This is a genomic window from Bifidobacterium pullorum subsp. saeculare, assembly GCF_016899725.1.
GTDB lineage: Bacteria > Actinomycetota > Actinomycetes > Actinomycetales > Bifidobacteriaceae > Bifidobacterium > Bifidobacterium pullorum_C.
The window spans coordinates 105876-121214 of record NZ_JACLYU010000004.1 but is presented as its reverse complement, the minus strand read 5'-3'; the positions used below and the strand labels follow the sequence as shown (position 1 = coordinate 121214).

Below are 15339 nucleotides of genomic sequence, written 5' to 3'. Positions count from 1 at the left end.
GGCCTTTCGCTGTTTGGTGTGGGTGAGTGGGTCGGGGGGTGGTGGTGCTGGTCGGGTAGTTTGGGGGTATGGATACCACGTCGTTGTTCACCGCCGCCCTGCAACTGCCTGACCCGTGGAGGGTGTCGGGCGTGGAGTTCCGTGACGAGGAGGACGGCAGACGGGAACTGCATATCGCGATCGGGTTCGCGGCGGGTTCGCGGTTCCCCTGCCCGGAACCGGGGTGCGGCGAGGCCGCGTGTCCGGTGCATGACGCGAGGGAGCGCGTGTGGCGGCATCTGAACTTCTTCCAGTACAAGGCGTTCATTCACGCGGGCGTGCCGCGCGTGACGTGCCCCGCCCACGGCGTGCACGCGGTCCCGGTGCCGTGGGCGAGGCCGGGAAGCGGGTTCACGCTCCTGTTCGAGGCGATGGTCGTGGAGCTGGCCAAAAGCCAGCCGGTCGCGGACATCGCCGAGCAGGTCGGCGAACATGACACCCGCCTGTGGCGGTTCATCCGCCATTACGTGGACGAGGCGAGGCTTTACGAGGACTACACGGGCGTGGAGGCCATAGGCATCGACGAGACCAGCCGGAAGGGCCACCGGTACATCACCGTGGTCGCCGACCTGGTGGAGCGCAACGTAATCTGCGTGGTCCCGGGCAAGGACTCGACCACGATCAAACGGTTCGCGCGGGATTTCATGGACCACAACGGCGATCCCGACCGGGTGCGTCTGGTTACCTGCGACATGAGCCTGGGGTTCGCCAAGGGCATCCGCGAGCGGCTGCCCAACGCGGCGAGAATCATCGACAAGTTCCACGTGATCAGACACGCCAACGAGGCCGTCGACAAGGTCCGCAAACAGGAGGCCCGCGGCAACGCGCTGCTCAAGCGGACCAAGTACCTGTGGTCGAGGAACGAATCGAACCTGACCGGCCTGCAATTGGAAACCAAGCGCAGCCCGCAACGGCGACGATTGAAAACCGGACGCGCCTGTCAGATGCGCGAGACCCTCCAGGACATCTACGACACCAGCGCCGATCGAGCCGAGGCCGAGACGGCCCTCAAGCGTCTGTGCTCGTGGATGACGCGCTCCCGACTCGAACCCATGAAAGAGTTCGCCCGCCAGATACGCCGCCACTGGCGGGACATCCTCGCCTACTTCGACCACCCCTACACCAACGCGATCCTCGAAGGACTCAACAGCGTCATCCAGAACGTCAAGACCCGAGCCCGCGGATTCAAGAACATGGGCTACTTCAGCACCATGATCTACCTGACCTGCGGCAAACTCGACCTCAGCACCGTCACCACCTGACAGACACACCCACACCAAACAGCGAAAGGCCAATTGAATTTCATTCCCCACCCTGCACCATCTCGATGTATTCTGAAAATATTGTGTCCCTGAGAAGGAGCGAGTATGGGCCTGTTTGATTTTCTATCCGGCGATACCAAGAGCCAACCGCCGTTCTCACACGCGCAGCGGCCATTCTCTCCCTATGGCTCTTCGCCGTTCGAGGACACGCCTTTCACCACCTCTCTCCCATATACCCCGACATCGGCCGGGGCGGGAGCAAAATACATCAAACGCGCCACGGAAGAAGAGATTCGTGCGGCATGGCCCGCCGCTATCAGCCGTTACGAGCTGCAAACCATCCAAGGCAATTCCCGGTCTCCGCAAATAGACGACTCTCTAGTGCCACGAATCACGTCGGAACAAAGAAAGAAGTTCTACTCAATAAAGTCCCTTCCCATCCACGGGCGCCGTATCTACGGCAAGCCCGGTTCCGGTCTTGGCGAGAGCGGCTTCGGTCATCAACAAGTCGCCTCTGGCGCTGCAGGCGAGCAGATATTCGCCAAACTACTTAGTCGTGACGGCATTCTCGATCGTTGTGTTTCTTTCTGGTCATTGTCCCGCCCTACGCAGGAAGGGCAACGCGATGATGGTGGCGCGGACATCGACTGCGTGCTGCTCATCGACAACCACCTGTTGCTTATCGACGTAAAGAATTATCGTGCCGGTCTCGCATATCACACGTTGATTCCAGACAAGGCGATGTTCTGCGTCTATCCCGCGGCTCGCGTAGTGGCTCACGATCCGTATATTTTCTCCGTGAACATGAACTGGGCACGCGAAAACCTCAACAAATACCTGCTTCCGCGCTACTCTGATCTGCAAATCGACGCGTTCGTCGTTCTGGTTCCCGGCGAATCGGGAGAAGCCACACTAGACAGCGACATCACTTGGCCCGGCGGCATTCCCGCATATTCCTATTCGTCATTTTTAGCTATCGTCAATCGAATGCTTCCTGCCAATCGAGGTTTTGTGCCCAGAACCTCGCTGGAAGGGTTCCTTGCCTCAATGACCAAGCTTTATACCTGCCCAGCTATCGACGCTCAGGCTCCGGTGAACGAATCCGCATGGCCGAAGCCGACCTTTGATGCGGATAGGGACGTCGATGAGCTGAACAGCGGCAAAAAGGCCGGAAGCTCTCGCAGCGAACGGAGCAAAAGCGATAAAGGACAGCATACTGGCGGCGATTCGTCAGATGATCAGCGAGGCTCCCGCTCCCGAAAGACGTCATCAAACAAACGTGCTGCCGGAAGCAGTACATCCCGCCCACCGCGGAGCTCCTCTCCTTCGCGTGCGAAATCTTCTACGGATACGGAAAGCCCACGCACGTCATGCTCGGATTCCTCAACATCCCATCAGCCACATGCAGCTGAATCATCCGGCCCAACTCCCAAACGATCTTCTGCGAGCAGATCCAGCACAGCACCATCATCGTTGCCCAAGGGCTGGGGAAATGACGATACGGATGATGATGACGATTGGGTACCTCCATCAAAAGCGTCTCGTGCCGCCAATTCCAGTGCTTCGCATACCGCGCAGACCCCGAAATCAGCCTCACGCCCGGCAGCCTCTCAATGGGATCCCTTTGCCCGGCCTGATGGCACACCATCTCAGCCCACGCCGGCCTCCACTTCATCTCGTACGGCGCACACCACCCCGACATCTCGTCATACCGCGCAGCCAACGAAGAATGGTCCGAAAGCCTCAAACTCCCAGTACACGCTCACGCAAGTGCCGCAGGTGAACGCCTCCGAATTGAGCTATGACTGCGGACTTGACCCGGAGGGGAAACCGGTACGGCTAGCTTTCCAAGGCGTCTCCGGAGTGACGGCAGCCGGCATGGCCGGTAATGGCGAGATAACACATATGTTGTTCGCAACCGTTCTGATGGCGAAGCGAGCTGATGCATTCGTGCGATTCATCGATTGCAAGAACACAGCTTATCTTGACGCATACAAACCCGCATTCAAAGAATTCACTGCTCGTTCTCAAGGCTTCGGCGCGATATTGCGCGAGGTGCAAGCGGTGAGAAAGCTGGTCGATTCTCGGCTGTTCCTCATCAGGCGGTTGCAGCCCAATGGCGACTATTGGTCAATGCCCACCAGCAAGCGTCTCAAACCAGTAATGTTGTTCGTTCATGAATGCGGCAGCCTGTTCAATCCGGATCCCAACGACGGCTATGTTTCCGAGGAGGATCTTGACGCAATCAAATCAATCAAACTTCTTTTGCAAGAGATCATCGAGTCCGGCCGACAGGCCGGTATCATCGTCGTACTGTCTGGGCAGCAGCCCAGTCAGTACGGTTTGCCGAAAGCCCTGATGGATGCTTGTCAGATGCGTATCTGTTTCGGCGCGGTTGATTCCTTAGCTGCAACAGCGGTTCTAGGTGATCGTTTCTCCACTCGGGATAATCCGACCGCTACTTTGGAACGCAGTCACGCGGTAATTTCCTTGCCGGATACAACATATCCAGATGTCCGTTTCTACTCCGCAGCCAAGCCGGTACTCGAGCAGTTGCTCAATGCGGGAGCGTAGTAGATATATGAAATGGGGGCTTTCATCAGTCGTTCTGGTGAGAGCCCCCATCATGCCGTCACCGCACGGCTCACAGTTGGATGGTGGCGTATTCCTTAGTCAGTTGAATGACTTGAGGCAAATACTTCTGACTCACTGTTCTCAGATTAGTGCGTGCCGTCTGCAGTTGGGATAAAGCCGCCGATATGTCGGAGTCATTAGTACCTCGAGTATAGGAATGCAACGCATTGCCCAACTTGGTGATTTCTCCTTCATACGTGTTGAGTCGACCTTGGTAGTTCTGCACCTCTTTGGCGATTGCCAGCAGAGCGCTTTTAATGCTTCTCACGGAGGCTGAACCGCTAACCTCGACGACACCGGGAACAGCGGAAGAGCCTCCCCCTCCCACGCCTGAGACGTCTCCCGCAACTTCTAGCAGCGATTCGCCAGCGGCCTGTATTCCACCATGATTCATAAGGAATTGCAGGGCGGCGGCACCTGCAGCACCTGCAGCCACGCCCATAGCCAGCCGATAACCATTCAGTTCTTTGGCTGATTTTCCGTCCAAATCACCGGAAATATACTGTCCAACGCGATTAGCCTCTTTTTCCTCAAGATACGCGCGGATACCGGCGATCTCTTCTGCAGATAACTTTTTGCCATTAAGTTTGTCCATAAACTCTCTAGCCGCGGCCTCACCATCCAAATGGGAATCATAACCATGGCCGGTTGCGGCATTCATTCTGGCAATGTTTTTCGCTAATCGCTTTTGCTGCCCCTTCGCTGCTTTCCGTTCCACATATGTCTTCCGTAGACTCAATAACGCACTTCCAGCGTTATATGCAAAAGTAGCGATCATGACTCCAGTGCCCAATAATGGGTTAACAGCCATAGCTCCGTCCAAAATTAGACTATGCAAGACACCATCTTTGCTGATAAGAGATTCCGAGACGAAATCCTTGCAACTCTTCAGCGAGAATAATTCGCTTGGTTTGTGACGTCCTGCAGCACACTGTACAATAAAGCCTTTAAATAAATCACTTTTCAGCGGTTTAAGCATTGGAATATCTGGAAGTCCATCAAAAAAGGATTTGATTTGGTCCGGCTTTAAATCGCCAAACATATCTCCCAGGGATTGAAGATTATTATCATCGTCTCCCGTAGGAATAACAGCAAGATCCCACCCTTTATCCAGCAGAGAAGCGAGTACGGTTAGCGCACCAAAACGCTCTACCGCTTTGCCTCCTAAGAAATTATCCGCATTCTCGAGTTTCTCATCCACTTTCGATAAGAATTCGGACGCCTTTTCATTAAAGGCATCAACACAGCGAAAGAACTGATGATGATTATGCTGTCGTTGTTGGTTTTCAACATAATTCGCATGTGCATTGGCAAGGTTGCTCATCCGCTACTCCATCAACAGCAAAAAGGCATAATCATTAGCGAGAAGCTCCGGCAGTGAAGCCATAGTCGTATCCGATACTTTCGACTCATCAATATGCAACGACGAAGCCACCTGACGAATTACCGTAGGCAGATCCTGCCACGGGCTGGAAAAAAGAACATTAGTCATAATTTGCGAAAGTTCTTTATCGGCCTGTTCCGGATTTGAGGACATCATGACATTGCTCAATGTAGGCTGAGGAATCATCTCTTGTCCTTGTTCAGGCAAGCGCCTGCCATATGGCTCAAGATGTATTCCGGCAAATGAGTCAGATAGCCGTTCTTTGGGCATAATTCTAAGAATCGCTTTTTCCTGCACCAACCATGGAATGAAATCATCAGGAGCCTGCTGATTGCGTAGCCAGTTCTTAAGCTCCGATTCCTCGCGAGGGGTAGCCATGTACCGAATAACATCTGAAAAAGATGGCGGAAAATCTCTAAAACGGTCCAATGCAACTATCATCGGGATAGCGTCGTCGTCATCATCCCGTAAAAATGCAGGCAACTCCTTGCCAATCCAGACGTATGCCGGTTCCTCCAATTTATTGAGATCTAGTGTCTCTGCATATTCACCCATATAGAATCGCCTCCATCATGTTCGCTCCCCCTACAAATCATACAAACATGAAAGATGTCTATATCCTGATTTGCTGCAGCAAGCAAGCTGTCAATCCGAGTTCGTCAGATGCCGCTCTAAGCCTTTGCACTATCTGTATATCCTTCAATGTCGCAGTATTGCCAATGACATCAGATACGCGATTTTGCAACCCCACGATATCCTTTTGCAGTGCAATCAGCTCCGCGGCTATTCTGAGCGCCTCATTCGAACCGCTGCTCATAACAATCACTCCATCCTTTGTTGGTTGGCATTCCGTATAGGATGCCAACCAACAAAAATGCCAATATCAGGCCCTTCCAACCCACTGATCGCCGGCCTGCTTCACCTGCTTCAATGCAGCAACCGTCTGCTGCAGCGATTGGGATGCGGCTTGCAGGATATTCGCGATCTGCTTATCGGTGCCCTGCGCGGTATCGCCGATGGCCGCAATCACCTTCTGAGACTCCTGCGCAAACTTCTGAGTAAACGGCGCAAGCTGATTTCCGATCTTATCGGAATTGTTAGCCAATACCCTTACGCTCTGCTTTACCTGATCAAGCTGAGATGCCATATCGTGCTCCTTTTTTAATAGTTGTTGGTGATAAAGGACAATCGTTATTCTCTGGCTAGCTTTATATCTGCAATACGGCCGCAACCGCAATGCCGATTACTACAGCCACACCAATGGCAATACCCACAATCAATGCGATATTCGGTTTTTTCTTGGGCGTAGGCACCGGTTTGTTCATCGTTGCACGACGGCGCGCCAATGCCTCGGCTGCTGCCGCTCTCGCTCGAGCTGCGGCAACGGCCTGCGCTGCAGCTGCTTCTGCCTCGGCTTTTTGCTGGCGAACAAATGCCGACAATAGCGAGACGATTTGCCCAGAAATATTGCGCTGCTTAGCTGCCAACACCGAAATATCCGTACTCGTTTTTATGGGCCGGACCATTGGAGGAATACGCACGTTGACCGACTGATACGCATCAGATGCCAGCATGTCCGCTATCTTGCGATATTCGGATTGCGCTTCCTGACGCTGCGCCACCGCCTGTTTACGTTGTGATTGTGCATCGGCATCGATTTTTTTCAATGTCGCGTCCATTTGCCGTTCGGCATCGGTGTTGACACGCGCCGCACTGTTGAGCTTGACGTTGATGTCCTCAACCAACCGCTGGTATGAGGCGATCTTATTCGTTGCCATGGCGCATCTCCTTCACCAGCTCCTGCAACTGTTGTGGGTTAAGCGGCTGATAGGGAATAATCTTGACCGATGCAGTCATGCTTTCGACATCCTTGAATTCGGCTCGGTTATCTTCGCCGTTCCAAGAAGTCATAGGACCATCAAAGGAAGTGTCCTTGGCCAATTCGCTAGTGCCAAAAAGCAGTACTTTACCATCGAAAACACCTTGCGGAGCCAAGCCCGGCTGCATCAACGAGGTATAGCCGCTGAAGCTCGACCACCAGATGAACATGTGGATGTTCTCCATCGATCCAGCGGAGAACAACCGGAACAATTTCTCCTTTGGCGTTGCAGGGGAATCAGACGACGGCGAATTCCACGAAGTAACCGAAAGGTCCAAGGAACCCCACGCATCATTCGAATCGTCTTTGGTGCCCCAATCCTCATCTGCAGAATTGGTCGTGGAATTCCAGGCATTGCTGTCAGTTGATCCACTACTCATCGATGGAGCAGCCGCAGCCGGTACCACAGGAGCCTGATCCAAATTCCCGCATCGTTCAAGCGCAAACACCAGCACATACACCGGAGGATCGGTTTCCTGATGCAGGCTAAGCAACTGATCGGATTTATCGATCCAATCAATAGCGGCGCGCCGCTTGACCAGTTCCACATCATGGCCGAGTGCCTTCATGGTCTGCAGCCATGCATCAACATGGTTGGCTTCGCGATCCCGGTCAATCAGACAGTCGATGACCACGAATCGTGCCTTGCCGGCAGGAGTCGAAGCGGCCAGCGACAAGCCCATCGATTCAACCAAACCAATACCAAGATTGTTGTCCTGATCCTCATCCAAAGCGTTGGGCGATACGCCGCCACCGATGATTGCGATATTGCGTCCCATGCCGTCATCGATTTTGAACGAAACCGGCCGTGGGTCGACCGCAACCGGCCGCCCAAGATATGCACGTGTAACGGGGCCCTCAAGTATCCGTTTACGCTTAAGCTCAGCCAAATCACGTACAAGATTTGCCGGCCTGGTCCCGTCGAACACCATCGGCTCATTGACGGTGCTTTTGATACGCTCATACCATTGCTGCTGCAGATTCGCCAGCTGATCGTCCTTGGCCATGGCGACCATGATCGTTCGGTTGGAATCCGGTGCGCCATAATCCAAGTTGACGATGGCCTGACCACGGTAGTGCAGGCGCGATGCTGCCAGATTATTCTGGCCAAACGTGGCCTGGGCTTCAGCAGGAGAGTTCTTCAGACCGATGCGAATCGGGAACTGAGCGAACAGCCCCTGTGCCGACGTGGCAAGAGCCTGAATGCCGGAAATCGTTTGTGAAGCGAGAATGACATGAATGCCATAGGCTCGTCCGAGTCGTACATCTTCTTCCAGTTTCTTCGCCGCGTCTTGGTCAAGGATGTCGTTGCCACCGTTAAGCAGCATCTGGAATTCGTCAATGATGACCACGATGCGCGGCAACTTCTCATTCGGGCATTTTGCGCGGTACTTCGCGATGTTGTCCACATCATACTGTTTGAACAATCGCGAACGACGTTCAATCTCCTTGCGCATGTAGTCCAATACCGCGAAACCGAAGTTCTGGTCGGCCTGCAAACCCAGAATTCTCGCATGCGGCAGGAACGCGGGAGAGTTCACACTTGGCGCCATTGGTGCCAGCGTAACGCCGTCCTTGAAATCAAGTAGATACAGTTCCAGTTCATCCGGTGAATACCGAGAACACATGCTATAAATCATGACCTTGAGCAGGTTCGATTTACCCTGTCCTACGGCACCGGTGACGAGAATGTTGTGTTTCTGTGATCGTTCATCACCTATGGTGATTTCAGCATTGGCGATGCCCTCACGACCCAGCACGAAGGTAATGCCCTTCGCCGTAGACATGCCCCAATCATGCCGAGGCTGCACCTCATTGAAGTCCACAATCGGCAGTTTAAGGCTATGTGCTTTTTCAGCGATCTCAGCCACGGCCTTCAAAGCGTCGGCAGCCGACATCTTTTCTAGTTCAATGGGGAACGTATCACTGACGTTCCACGTCGGTGTATGTTTGGTGAGGTCAAAACTGGTACCTATTGACTTGATCTCATCCAAAGAGCACCATTCAGGCAGATTCCTTGGATCAAGTACACGAATAATAAAACTAATGCCGTATCGCGGCGCCTCAGATACCAGCGTCATGATTCGCCGGTAATCTTCTTCTCGTATATCCTTATTGGCAATGTCGCATAACGTCACCAGCGTGTACTGCTCAACGGGCATGCCTACCTTTTTTCGGTAGTTCACCAGCGTGCTTTCCACACCCATCATGATATTGCCGACGCGCTGTACCGTCTCCCGGCATTCATCCAAAATTCCATCGAAACTATTGCCCAGACCGTTTGATGCCTGCACGGTACGGACCATGTTCTGATCTTCTTCCGCAAGAGCGGAAAAAGGTGCCAGCGGATTCTGCAACAGAGGATCGTATGCGATGAGCTGCAGCTGATTTGGCTCGGTGTTCTGCAACGCTTTGGCGATAATCGCACGCACAAAACCGTCCGCAGAGGCATTGTTGCCGATGACTACGATATTGCCATGGCCGAGCAATGGGGCGATGAGCGGCATATTAATGTCGTCATTGATGTCGGCTTTACGACCATCAATAAGGAATCGCCCCAATTGCACATATTCGGCCACACGCAATGCGGAATTGTCTAGTTTAGGACTAATTAGGGTCTTGGCCCTAGACGAGGCATCGGCGACGGCGGCGGTTATCGCATCAGAAGCACGTATCTTTGCCACCATGAGCTGCTTCTTCGCATCCGCTTTCGCTTTGCGAATACGCGCTTCCTGAGTGAACGTCATCTGTGCATCACGAGTATCGATAGCGCCCAGATACTGGGCATGGACCTGCTTGAGCTCCTCGCACTGCCGTGCAATTCGATCACGCAGAGTAGCCAACGTTACCGCCGCCATGTCGAAACCTCTTTACTTATTTCTTGCCACAATCACTTGAGCCGGTCGTAGCACGCTGCCGGACAGCAAATATCCTGTGCGTACCACCTTGACGATGGTGTCGGGCTGTACACCATCCGTCAAAGGGTCCAATCCGACGATCTCATGGACCTTGGGATCCACGATTCCGTCTGTGTCGATCTGCTCCACGCCGTAGCGGGAGAGCACAGTAACCAGCTCATCAGCCACGGACTGGTTGAGATCCGCGCTGGGGTCATTGGACTTCAAACGGTCCACCGCGAGCAGCAGCTCCTTGATCATCGGCGCAAATACCTTATATTGATCAATGGCATCGCGTCTGGTCAGACTAGCATTCACGGACTGGACGAGTTGTTTAGTGGTTTTGTCATCTGCGAGGCGACGCAGGAACAGGTCACGCAGACCTGCCACTTCCTGCGTCAGCTCTTTAAGCTGGTCGTCGCTCATTGCAGACCAGTCTTCGTGGAAGCTTCACCGCCGAGTTCCTTATTAACCATCCAGCCATAGGGGAACATCTTGATGTAAGCGAAGTAGCCGATAACACCAGTTTCGACAAGGATGCCAAGCATTGCGACACCCTCGCTCCCGCTGAAGACCAGGCCAATAATGAAGAAGATCACAAACCACAGCACCACACGACCGGCCAGATAACCCACACCGGGCCAACGGAACTTGCGAGCGGCAGCAGCCATCACGGATGCACGTTCCTTCTCCACATTGGCCTTCAGCTCAGGATCATTGATAGCACCGAGAGAGTCAATCTCAAGCAGACGGTCCTTACCGAGCTGCACCTGCTTCGGATTCGAGTAGAAGAACACCGTGGCATCAGCGTTATTGCTCTGATTCCATGAAATATCCGTGAGCAGCAGATTGATGTGGGTTCGCTTCACATACTCATCGCCCGGGAAGGACTTGCTGGCCTGACGAATGAGGTTGAGGGAATCATCATTCTTCCGCTGGTCCATCAATGCCCAAGCGATTCGGCCCACATAGTAGCCATTCTGCGGATCAAGGTCAGCGGCCTTGCGGAAGGACTGTTCTGCATCCCCGTAGCGTTTCTCAGCATCGGCGATCTCACCCAGCAGACCATACAGCTTCGGTGCGTCGGGAGCGAACTTCAGCGCCTGATTCACCGAGAAATTAGCATCGCCATAATCGCCTGCTTCGACATCGATGTTGGCCCGCAAGTACCATGCATCCGGATCTTCACGGTGAACCTGAGTGGCTTCCTTGGCTGCATACATAGCATTACGAATATCACCATTGCGGTAATACTGGCGTGCGTCATCCAGCAAATCACCGGTAGTGGCCTGCTGAGCAGCAGCGGCCTGCTGAGCAGCAGCGGCCTGCTGAGAGAATCCCGCGTCATACTGCTGACGTGCTGCGGCATCAAGCAGGGTCTTCTCCGCTTCAGCGATTTGGGCGATCTTCTTTTCAGCCATGCTGCGCTGGTCAAGATCCGGAGAGCCCTCCAGCTGGCGGAAACGCTTTCGAGTGGTGCGGATCGCCTGTCGGATAGTTTCTTCATCGGCGGTCTGCTGGATATTCAGCAGCTCATAATAATTCACGAAAGCCACAATGGCCCCCCTCTTGTTCTATTACTCTAATAATGAATGGACAGTCTATTGACTGTTCGGATGAATAACCGCGCTATTCGACCGTCATATTGCCAATCTTGTCGGTGGCGGCGGCAACCTGCTCCTCGTTCAGGTTGGCGGCTCGATCGATTTCGAATGTACCGAGCGACTGATTGCTCACCAGATCGGTCACCTCAATCTGCACCGTCTGATCAATGTCGTAATGGTAGGTGACACGAATCGGCGAATGCTTGGGATACGGGGGAATACGCAACGTGCTTTCGCCCAAAATGACCACGAACTGCGGATCAGGATCATCACCCTGAGTGACCTGAACACGGATCTCAGTCTGGTTGTCCGATACCGTCGAGAATTCCTCTGAATACGATCCCGGAATTTTAGCATTACGCGGAATAACCACCGTGTTACGTTCGGTATCAGTCTCAGGATTGTAGGTCAACGTACCCAAGGCCTGAGACGTGACATCCTGAATAACGATGTCCTTGCCTGCAGCCGGCACCACGGGGGTGTTACTGTCGTCAACATCTACGGAACCGGAGCCATTCGCAACTTCAAGAGCCGCCTGGATGGATGCGCCCAAGGCAACTGCCTCATCCGGGTTGACATTGGTCTCCGGGGTTTTGCCTGATATTTTCTCAACCATTTCCCGCACCATAGGCATACGGGTGGAGCCACCGATCAGCAGCACATAGTCGATACCATCCCACGTCAGATTGGTCTCGTCAAGAACATCCTCAACCAATTCGCGTGTGCGATTCAGCAACGATCCGGTGGCCTTTTCGAAGTCTTTTCGACTGACAGAGACTTTGTAGTTCTTGCCTTGGAAGGTAATGAACACATTGGTTTTAGCAACATTGCTCAGCGAGCGCTTAGCCATCTCAGCTTTTTCTCGCAGATCGGCGGTCGCCTCATAATCATTGAGCAGGCCTTCGCCACCCTGCTTAGCAACGTCATCGGCGATCAGCTTCATCAACGCATTGTCGAAATCAAAGCCGCCCAGATTACGATCACCATCGGTGCCAAGCACCTCGAAGTTCAGATCCTTGACACGCAGCGCCGTCACATCAAATGTGCCGCCGCCCAGATCATAGACAAGAATGGTACCGTTTTTCTCGTCGTCCAATCCATAGGAGATAGCGGCTGCCGTGGGCTCGTTCAGCACACGCATGACATTGAAGCCGGCCATCTTACCTGCCTGCTTCGTCGCAGTACGCCGCGCATCATCGAAATAGGCAGGAACAGTGATAACGGCATCAGTAACCGGCTCGCCCAATGCAAGCTCGGCATCCTGCTTCAGTCGCTTAAGAATGATTGCGGAGACTTCCTCCGCCGTGTATGACTGACCTGATGAGGAATCAAATCGCCAGTTCGGGTCACCCATGTGCCTCTTGACGAACTGAACCACATCGTCTGGAGACGTAGCAGCCATATGCTTTGCCATAGTTCCGACTACGGGCTCGTCCTTGCCATCCGAAGTCGAGAAGAATACTACTGAAGGAGTCGTGTTCTCTCCCTCAGAATTCTGTAATACGACACCCCCCCCCGCGGCATCTAGTACTGCAACCACGGAGTAGGTAGTACCGAGGTCAATGCCGACTGCACGTCCCACGGGAACCCCTTTCATTTGTTCACTGACAGTCGAAATATTACACGCAAACTTATTACATACAAAAAGGCCTTTCGCTGTTTGGTGTGGGTGAGTGGGTCGGGGGGTGGTGGTGCTGGTCGGGTAGTTTGGGGGTATGGATACCACGTCGTTGTTCACCGCCGCCCTGCAACTGCCTGACCCGTGGAGGGTGTCGGGCGTGGAGTTCCGTGACGAGGAGGACGGCAGACGGGAACTGCATATCGCGATCGGGTTCGCGGCGGGTTCGCGGTTCCCCTGCCCGGAACCGGGGTGCGGCGAGGCCGCGTGTCCGGTGCATGACGCGAGGGAGCGCGTGTGGCGGCATCTGAACTTCTTCCAGTACAAGGCGTTCATTCACGCGGGCGTGCCGCGCGTGACGTGCCCCGCCCACGGCGTGCACGCGGTCCCGGTGCCGTGGGCGAGGCCGGGAAGCGGGTTCACGCTCCTGTTCGAGGCGATGGTCGTGGAGCTGGCCAAAAGCCAGCCGGTCGCGGACATCGCCGAGCAGGTCGGCGAACATGACACCCGCCTGTGGCGGTTCATCCGCCATTACGTGGACGAGGCGAGGCTTTACGAGGACTACACGGGCGTGGAGGCCATAGGCATCGACGAGACCAGCCGGAAGGGCCACCGGTACATCACCGTGGTCGCCGACCTGGTGGAGCGCAACGTAATCTGCGTGGTCCCGGGCAAGGACTCGACCACGATCAAACGGTTCGCGCGGGATTTCATGGACCACAACGGCGATCCCGACCGGGTGCGTCTGGTTACCTGCGACATGAGCCTGGGGTTCGCCAAGGGCATCCGCGAGCGGCTGCCCAACGCGGCGAGAATCATCGACAAGTTCCACGTGATCAAACACGCCAACGAGGCCGTCGACAAGGTCCGCAAACAGGAGGCCCGCGGCAACGCGCTGCTCAAGCGGACCAAGTACCTGTGGTCGAGGAACGAATCGAACCTGACCAGCCTGCAATTGGAAACCAAGCGCAGCCCGCAACGGCGACGATTGAAAACCGGACGCGCCTGTCAGATGCGCGAGACCCTCCAGGACATCTACGACACCAGCGCCGATCGAGCCGAGGCCGAGACGGCCCTCAAGCGTCTGTGCTCGTGGATGACGCGCCCCCGACTCGAACCCATGAAAGAGTTCGCCCGCCAGATACGCCGCCACTGGCGGGACATCCTCGCCTACTTCGACCACCCCTACACCAACGCGATCCTCGAAGGACTCAACAGCGTCATCCAGAACGTCAAGACCCGAGCCCGCGGATTCAAGAACATGGGCTACTTCAGCACCATGATCTACCTGACCTGCGGCAAACTCGACCTCAGCACCGTCACCACCTGACAGACCCACCCACACCAAACAGCGAAAGGCCATTTTTTGAATACGTTGGCGGTCCCGAGGATGGGGGTCCGCCCAAGGTCGGCAGAGGCCAACGACGCCGTTGGAAAGGAGAGACGACCATGATTATCGTTCCCATCGAACCGAGGTGGTTCGACCAGAAGGTACGCATCCACGCGCACGCCACGAAGCAAACGATTGCACACCATGGCGCGGCCACCCCCGAACTCACCCATGAGCGGGCGGTGCACATGGCCCGCCGCCAGTACGAGCAGCCCGACCGCCTGACGATGGTGGCGCTCGACGGCGACGGCGCGGACGGGCGCGTCATCGGCTACAGCGAGCTGCGCCTGAGCCCTTCCCATGACGGCGGTCCCGGCTCCGCGGAGCTCACCGACCTGGTGGTGGACGAGGACTACCGCCGCAGGGGCGTGGGCCGCGCGCTGTTCGACGCCTGCTCCGGCATGCTCGGCGACGGACGGCTCGCCACCCGCGTGCACCATGCCAACACCAGCGCCATCGCGTTCTGCCAGCGCCTGGGCTTCCGTGACAGCGGCCGCTGCCACGACGCCACTTCGCGGGAGTTCGAGATGACGCTCGCCTGACGGCGCCCGCCCGCCGAAGGCGGCGGACCCGTCGGCGCCTCCCGCGCCTGGGCCGGCTAGAATCGTCGCAGGCCCACAGACGAAGGAGAC

General features: G+C 55.2%; 13 protein-coding genes. 4 read left to right on the top strand and 9 right to left on the bottom strand.

What is annotated here, in order from left to right:
- Positions 1–68 precede the first annotated feature (68 nt).
- On the top strand, positions 69–1301 hold the full coding sequence (locus H7U32_RS04115) for an ISL3 family transposase (protein ID WP_204468330.1): 1233 nt from the start codon (positions 69–71) through the stop codon (positions 1299–1301).
- A 105-nt stretch (positions 1302–1406) separates the two neighbouring features.
- A complete protein-coding gene (locus H7U32_RS04110) occupies positions 1407–3875 on the top strand; it encodes a nuclease-related domain-containing protein (protein ID WP_204468328.1) in 2469 nt (822 codons plus the stop codon).
- Positions 3876–3945: 70 nt separating this feature from the next.
- Here H7U32_RS04110 and H7U32_RS04105 read toward each other — a convergent pair whose 3' ends face one another.
- The 9 genes from H7U32_RS04105 to H7U32_RS04065 form a co-directional block, all read right to left on the bottom strand.
- Positions 3946–5259 carry a hypothetical protein gene (locus tag H7U32_RS04105; RefSeq protein WP_204468326.1) on the bottom strand — a complete coding sequence of 438 codons (1314 nt, stop codon included), beginning with the start codon at positions 5257–5259 and terminating at the stop codon, positions 3946–3948.
- Between the two features lie 3 nt (positions 5260–5262).
- Entirely contained in the window at positions 5263–5874 is a 612-nt protein-coding gene (locus tag H7U32_RS04100; RefSeq protein WP_204468324.1) for a hypothetical protein, read from the bottom strand.
- A gap of 58 nt (positions 5875–5932) precedes the next feature.
- Entirely contained in the window at positions 5933–6136 is a 204-nt protein-coding gene (locus tag H7U32_RS04095) for a hypothetical protein (protein ID WP_204468323.1), read from the bottom strand.
- 66 nt (positions 6137–6202) lie between these two features.
- Complete coding sequence (locus H7U32_RS04090) at positions 6203–6466, bottom strand: hypothetical protein (RefSeq protein WP_204468321.1); 264 nt, start codon at positions 6464–6466, stop codon at positions 6203–6205.
- Between the two features lie 61 nt (positions 6467–6527).
- Complete coding sequence (locus H7U32_RS04085) at positions 6528–7097, bottom strand: hypothetical protein (RefSeq protein WP_204468319.1); 570 nt, start codon at positions 7095–7097, stop codon at positions 6528–6530.
- Positions 7084–10056: an FtsK/SpoIIIE domain-containing protein gene (locus tag H7U32_RS04080; RefSeq protein WP_204468317.1), complete on the bottom strand. Its 2973-nt coding sequence runs from the start codon at positions 10054–10056 to the stop codon at positions 7084–7086. The genes H7U32_RS04085 and H7U32_RS04080 overlap by 14 nt, the downstream gene beginning before the upstream one ends.
- Before the next feature lie 12 nt (positions 10057–10068).
- On the bottom strand, positions 10069–10521 hold the full coding sequence (locus H7U32_RS04075; RefSeq protein ID WP_204468315.1) for a nucleotide exchange factor GrpE: 453 nt from the start codon (positions 10519–10521) through the stop codon (positions 10069–10071).
- Positions 10518–11651 carry a tetratricopeptide repeat protein gene (locus tag H7U32_RS04070; RefSeq protein ID WP_204468313.1) on the bottom strand — a complete coding sequence of 378 codons (1134 nt, stop codon included), beginning with the start codon at positions 11649–11651 and terminating at the stop codon, positions 10518–10520. Before H7U32_RS04070 ends, H7U32_RS04075 begins: the two co-directional genes overlap by 4 nt.
- 73 nt (positions 11652–11724) lie before the next feature.
- Positions 11725–13281: an Hsp70 family protein gene (locus tag H7U32_RS04065; protein WP_204468312.1), complete on the bottom strand. Its 1557-nt coding sequence runs from the start codon at positions 13279–13281 to the stop codon at positions 11725–11727.
- 133 nt (positions 13282–13414) lie between these two features.
- Here H7U32_RS04065 and H7U32_RS04060 point away from each other — a divergent pair, with 133 nt between their 5' ends.
- Together H7U32_RS04060 and H7U32_RS04055 are read left to right on the top strand one after the other, a co-directional pair.
- Positions 13415–14647: an ISL3 family transposase gene (locus H7U32_RS04060; RefSeq protein WP_204468310.1), complete on the top strand. Its 1233-nt coding sequence runs from the start codon at positions 13415–13417 to the stop codon at positions 14645–14647.
- Between the two features lie 119 nt (positions 14648–14766).
- Positions 14767–15249 (top strand): GNAT family N-acetyltransferase, encoded by a 483-nt coding sequence (locus H7U32_RS04055; protein WP_204468308.1) that lies wholly within the window; start codon positions 14767–14769, stop codon positions 15247–15249.
- Positions 15250–15339 lie beyond the last annotated feature (90 nt).

Excerpts from the sequence above, each read along its gene's own strand:
- H7U32_RS04115 (WP_204468330.1), top strand. The coding sequence starts at position 69 with ATGGATACCACGTCGTTGTTCACCGCCGCCCTGCAACTGCCTGACCCG.
- H7U32_RS04055 (WP_204468308.1), top strand. The coding sequence starts at position 14,767 with ATGATTATCGTTCCCATCGAACCGAGGTGGTTCGACCAGAAGGTACGC.
- H7U32_RS04075 (WP_204468315.1), bottom strand. The coding sequence starts at position 10,521 with ATGAGCGACGACCAGCTTAAAGAGCTGACGCAGGAAGTGGCAGGTCTG.
- H7U32_RS04090 (WP_204468321.1), bottom strand. The coding sequence starts at position 6,466 with ATGGCATCTCAGCTTGATCAGGTAAAGCAGAGCGTAAGGGTATTGGCT.
- H7U32_RS04100 (WP_204468324.1), bottom strand. The coding sequence starts at position 5,874 with ATGGGTGAATATGCAGAGACACTAGATCTCAATAAATTGGAGGAACCG.
- H7U32_RS04080 (WP_204468317.1), bottom strand. The coding sequence starts at position 10,056 with ATGGCGGCGGTAACGTTGGCTACTCTGCGTGATCGAATTGCACGGCAG.
- H7U32_RS04110 (WP_204468328.1), top strand. The coding sequence starts at position 1,407 with ATGGGCCTGTTTGATTTTCTATCCGGCGATACCAAGAGCCAACCGCCG.
- H7U32_RS04105 (WP_204468326.1), bottom strand. The coding sequence starts at position 5,259 with ATGAGCAACCTTGCCAATGCACATGCGAATTATGTTGAAAACCAACAA.
- H7U32_RS04060 (WP_204468310.1), top strand. The coding sequence starts at position 13,415 with ATGGATACCACGTCGTTGTTCACCGCCGCCCTGCAACTGCCTGACCCG.
- H7U32_RS04095 (WP_204468323.1), bottom strand. The coding sequence starts at position 6,136 with ATGAGCAGCGGTTCGAATGAGGCGCTCAGAATAGCCGCGGAGCTGATT.
- H7U32_RS04085 (WP_204468319.1), bottom strand. The coding sequence starts at position 7,097 with ATGGCAACGAATAAGATCGCCTCATACCAGCGGTTGGTTGAGGACATC.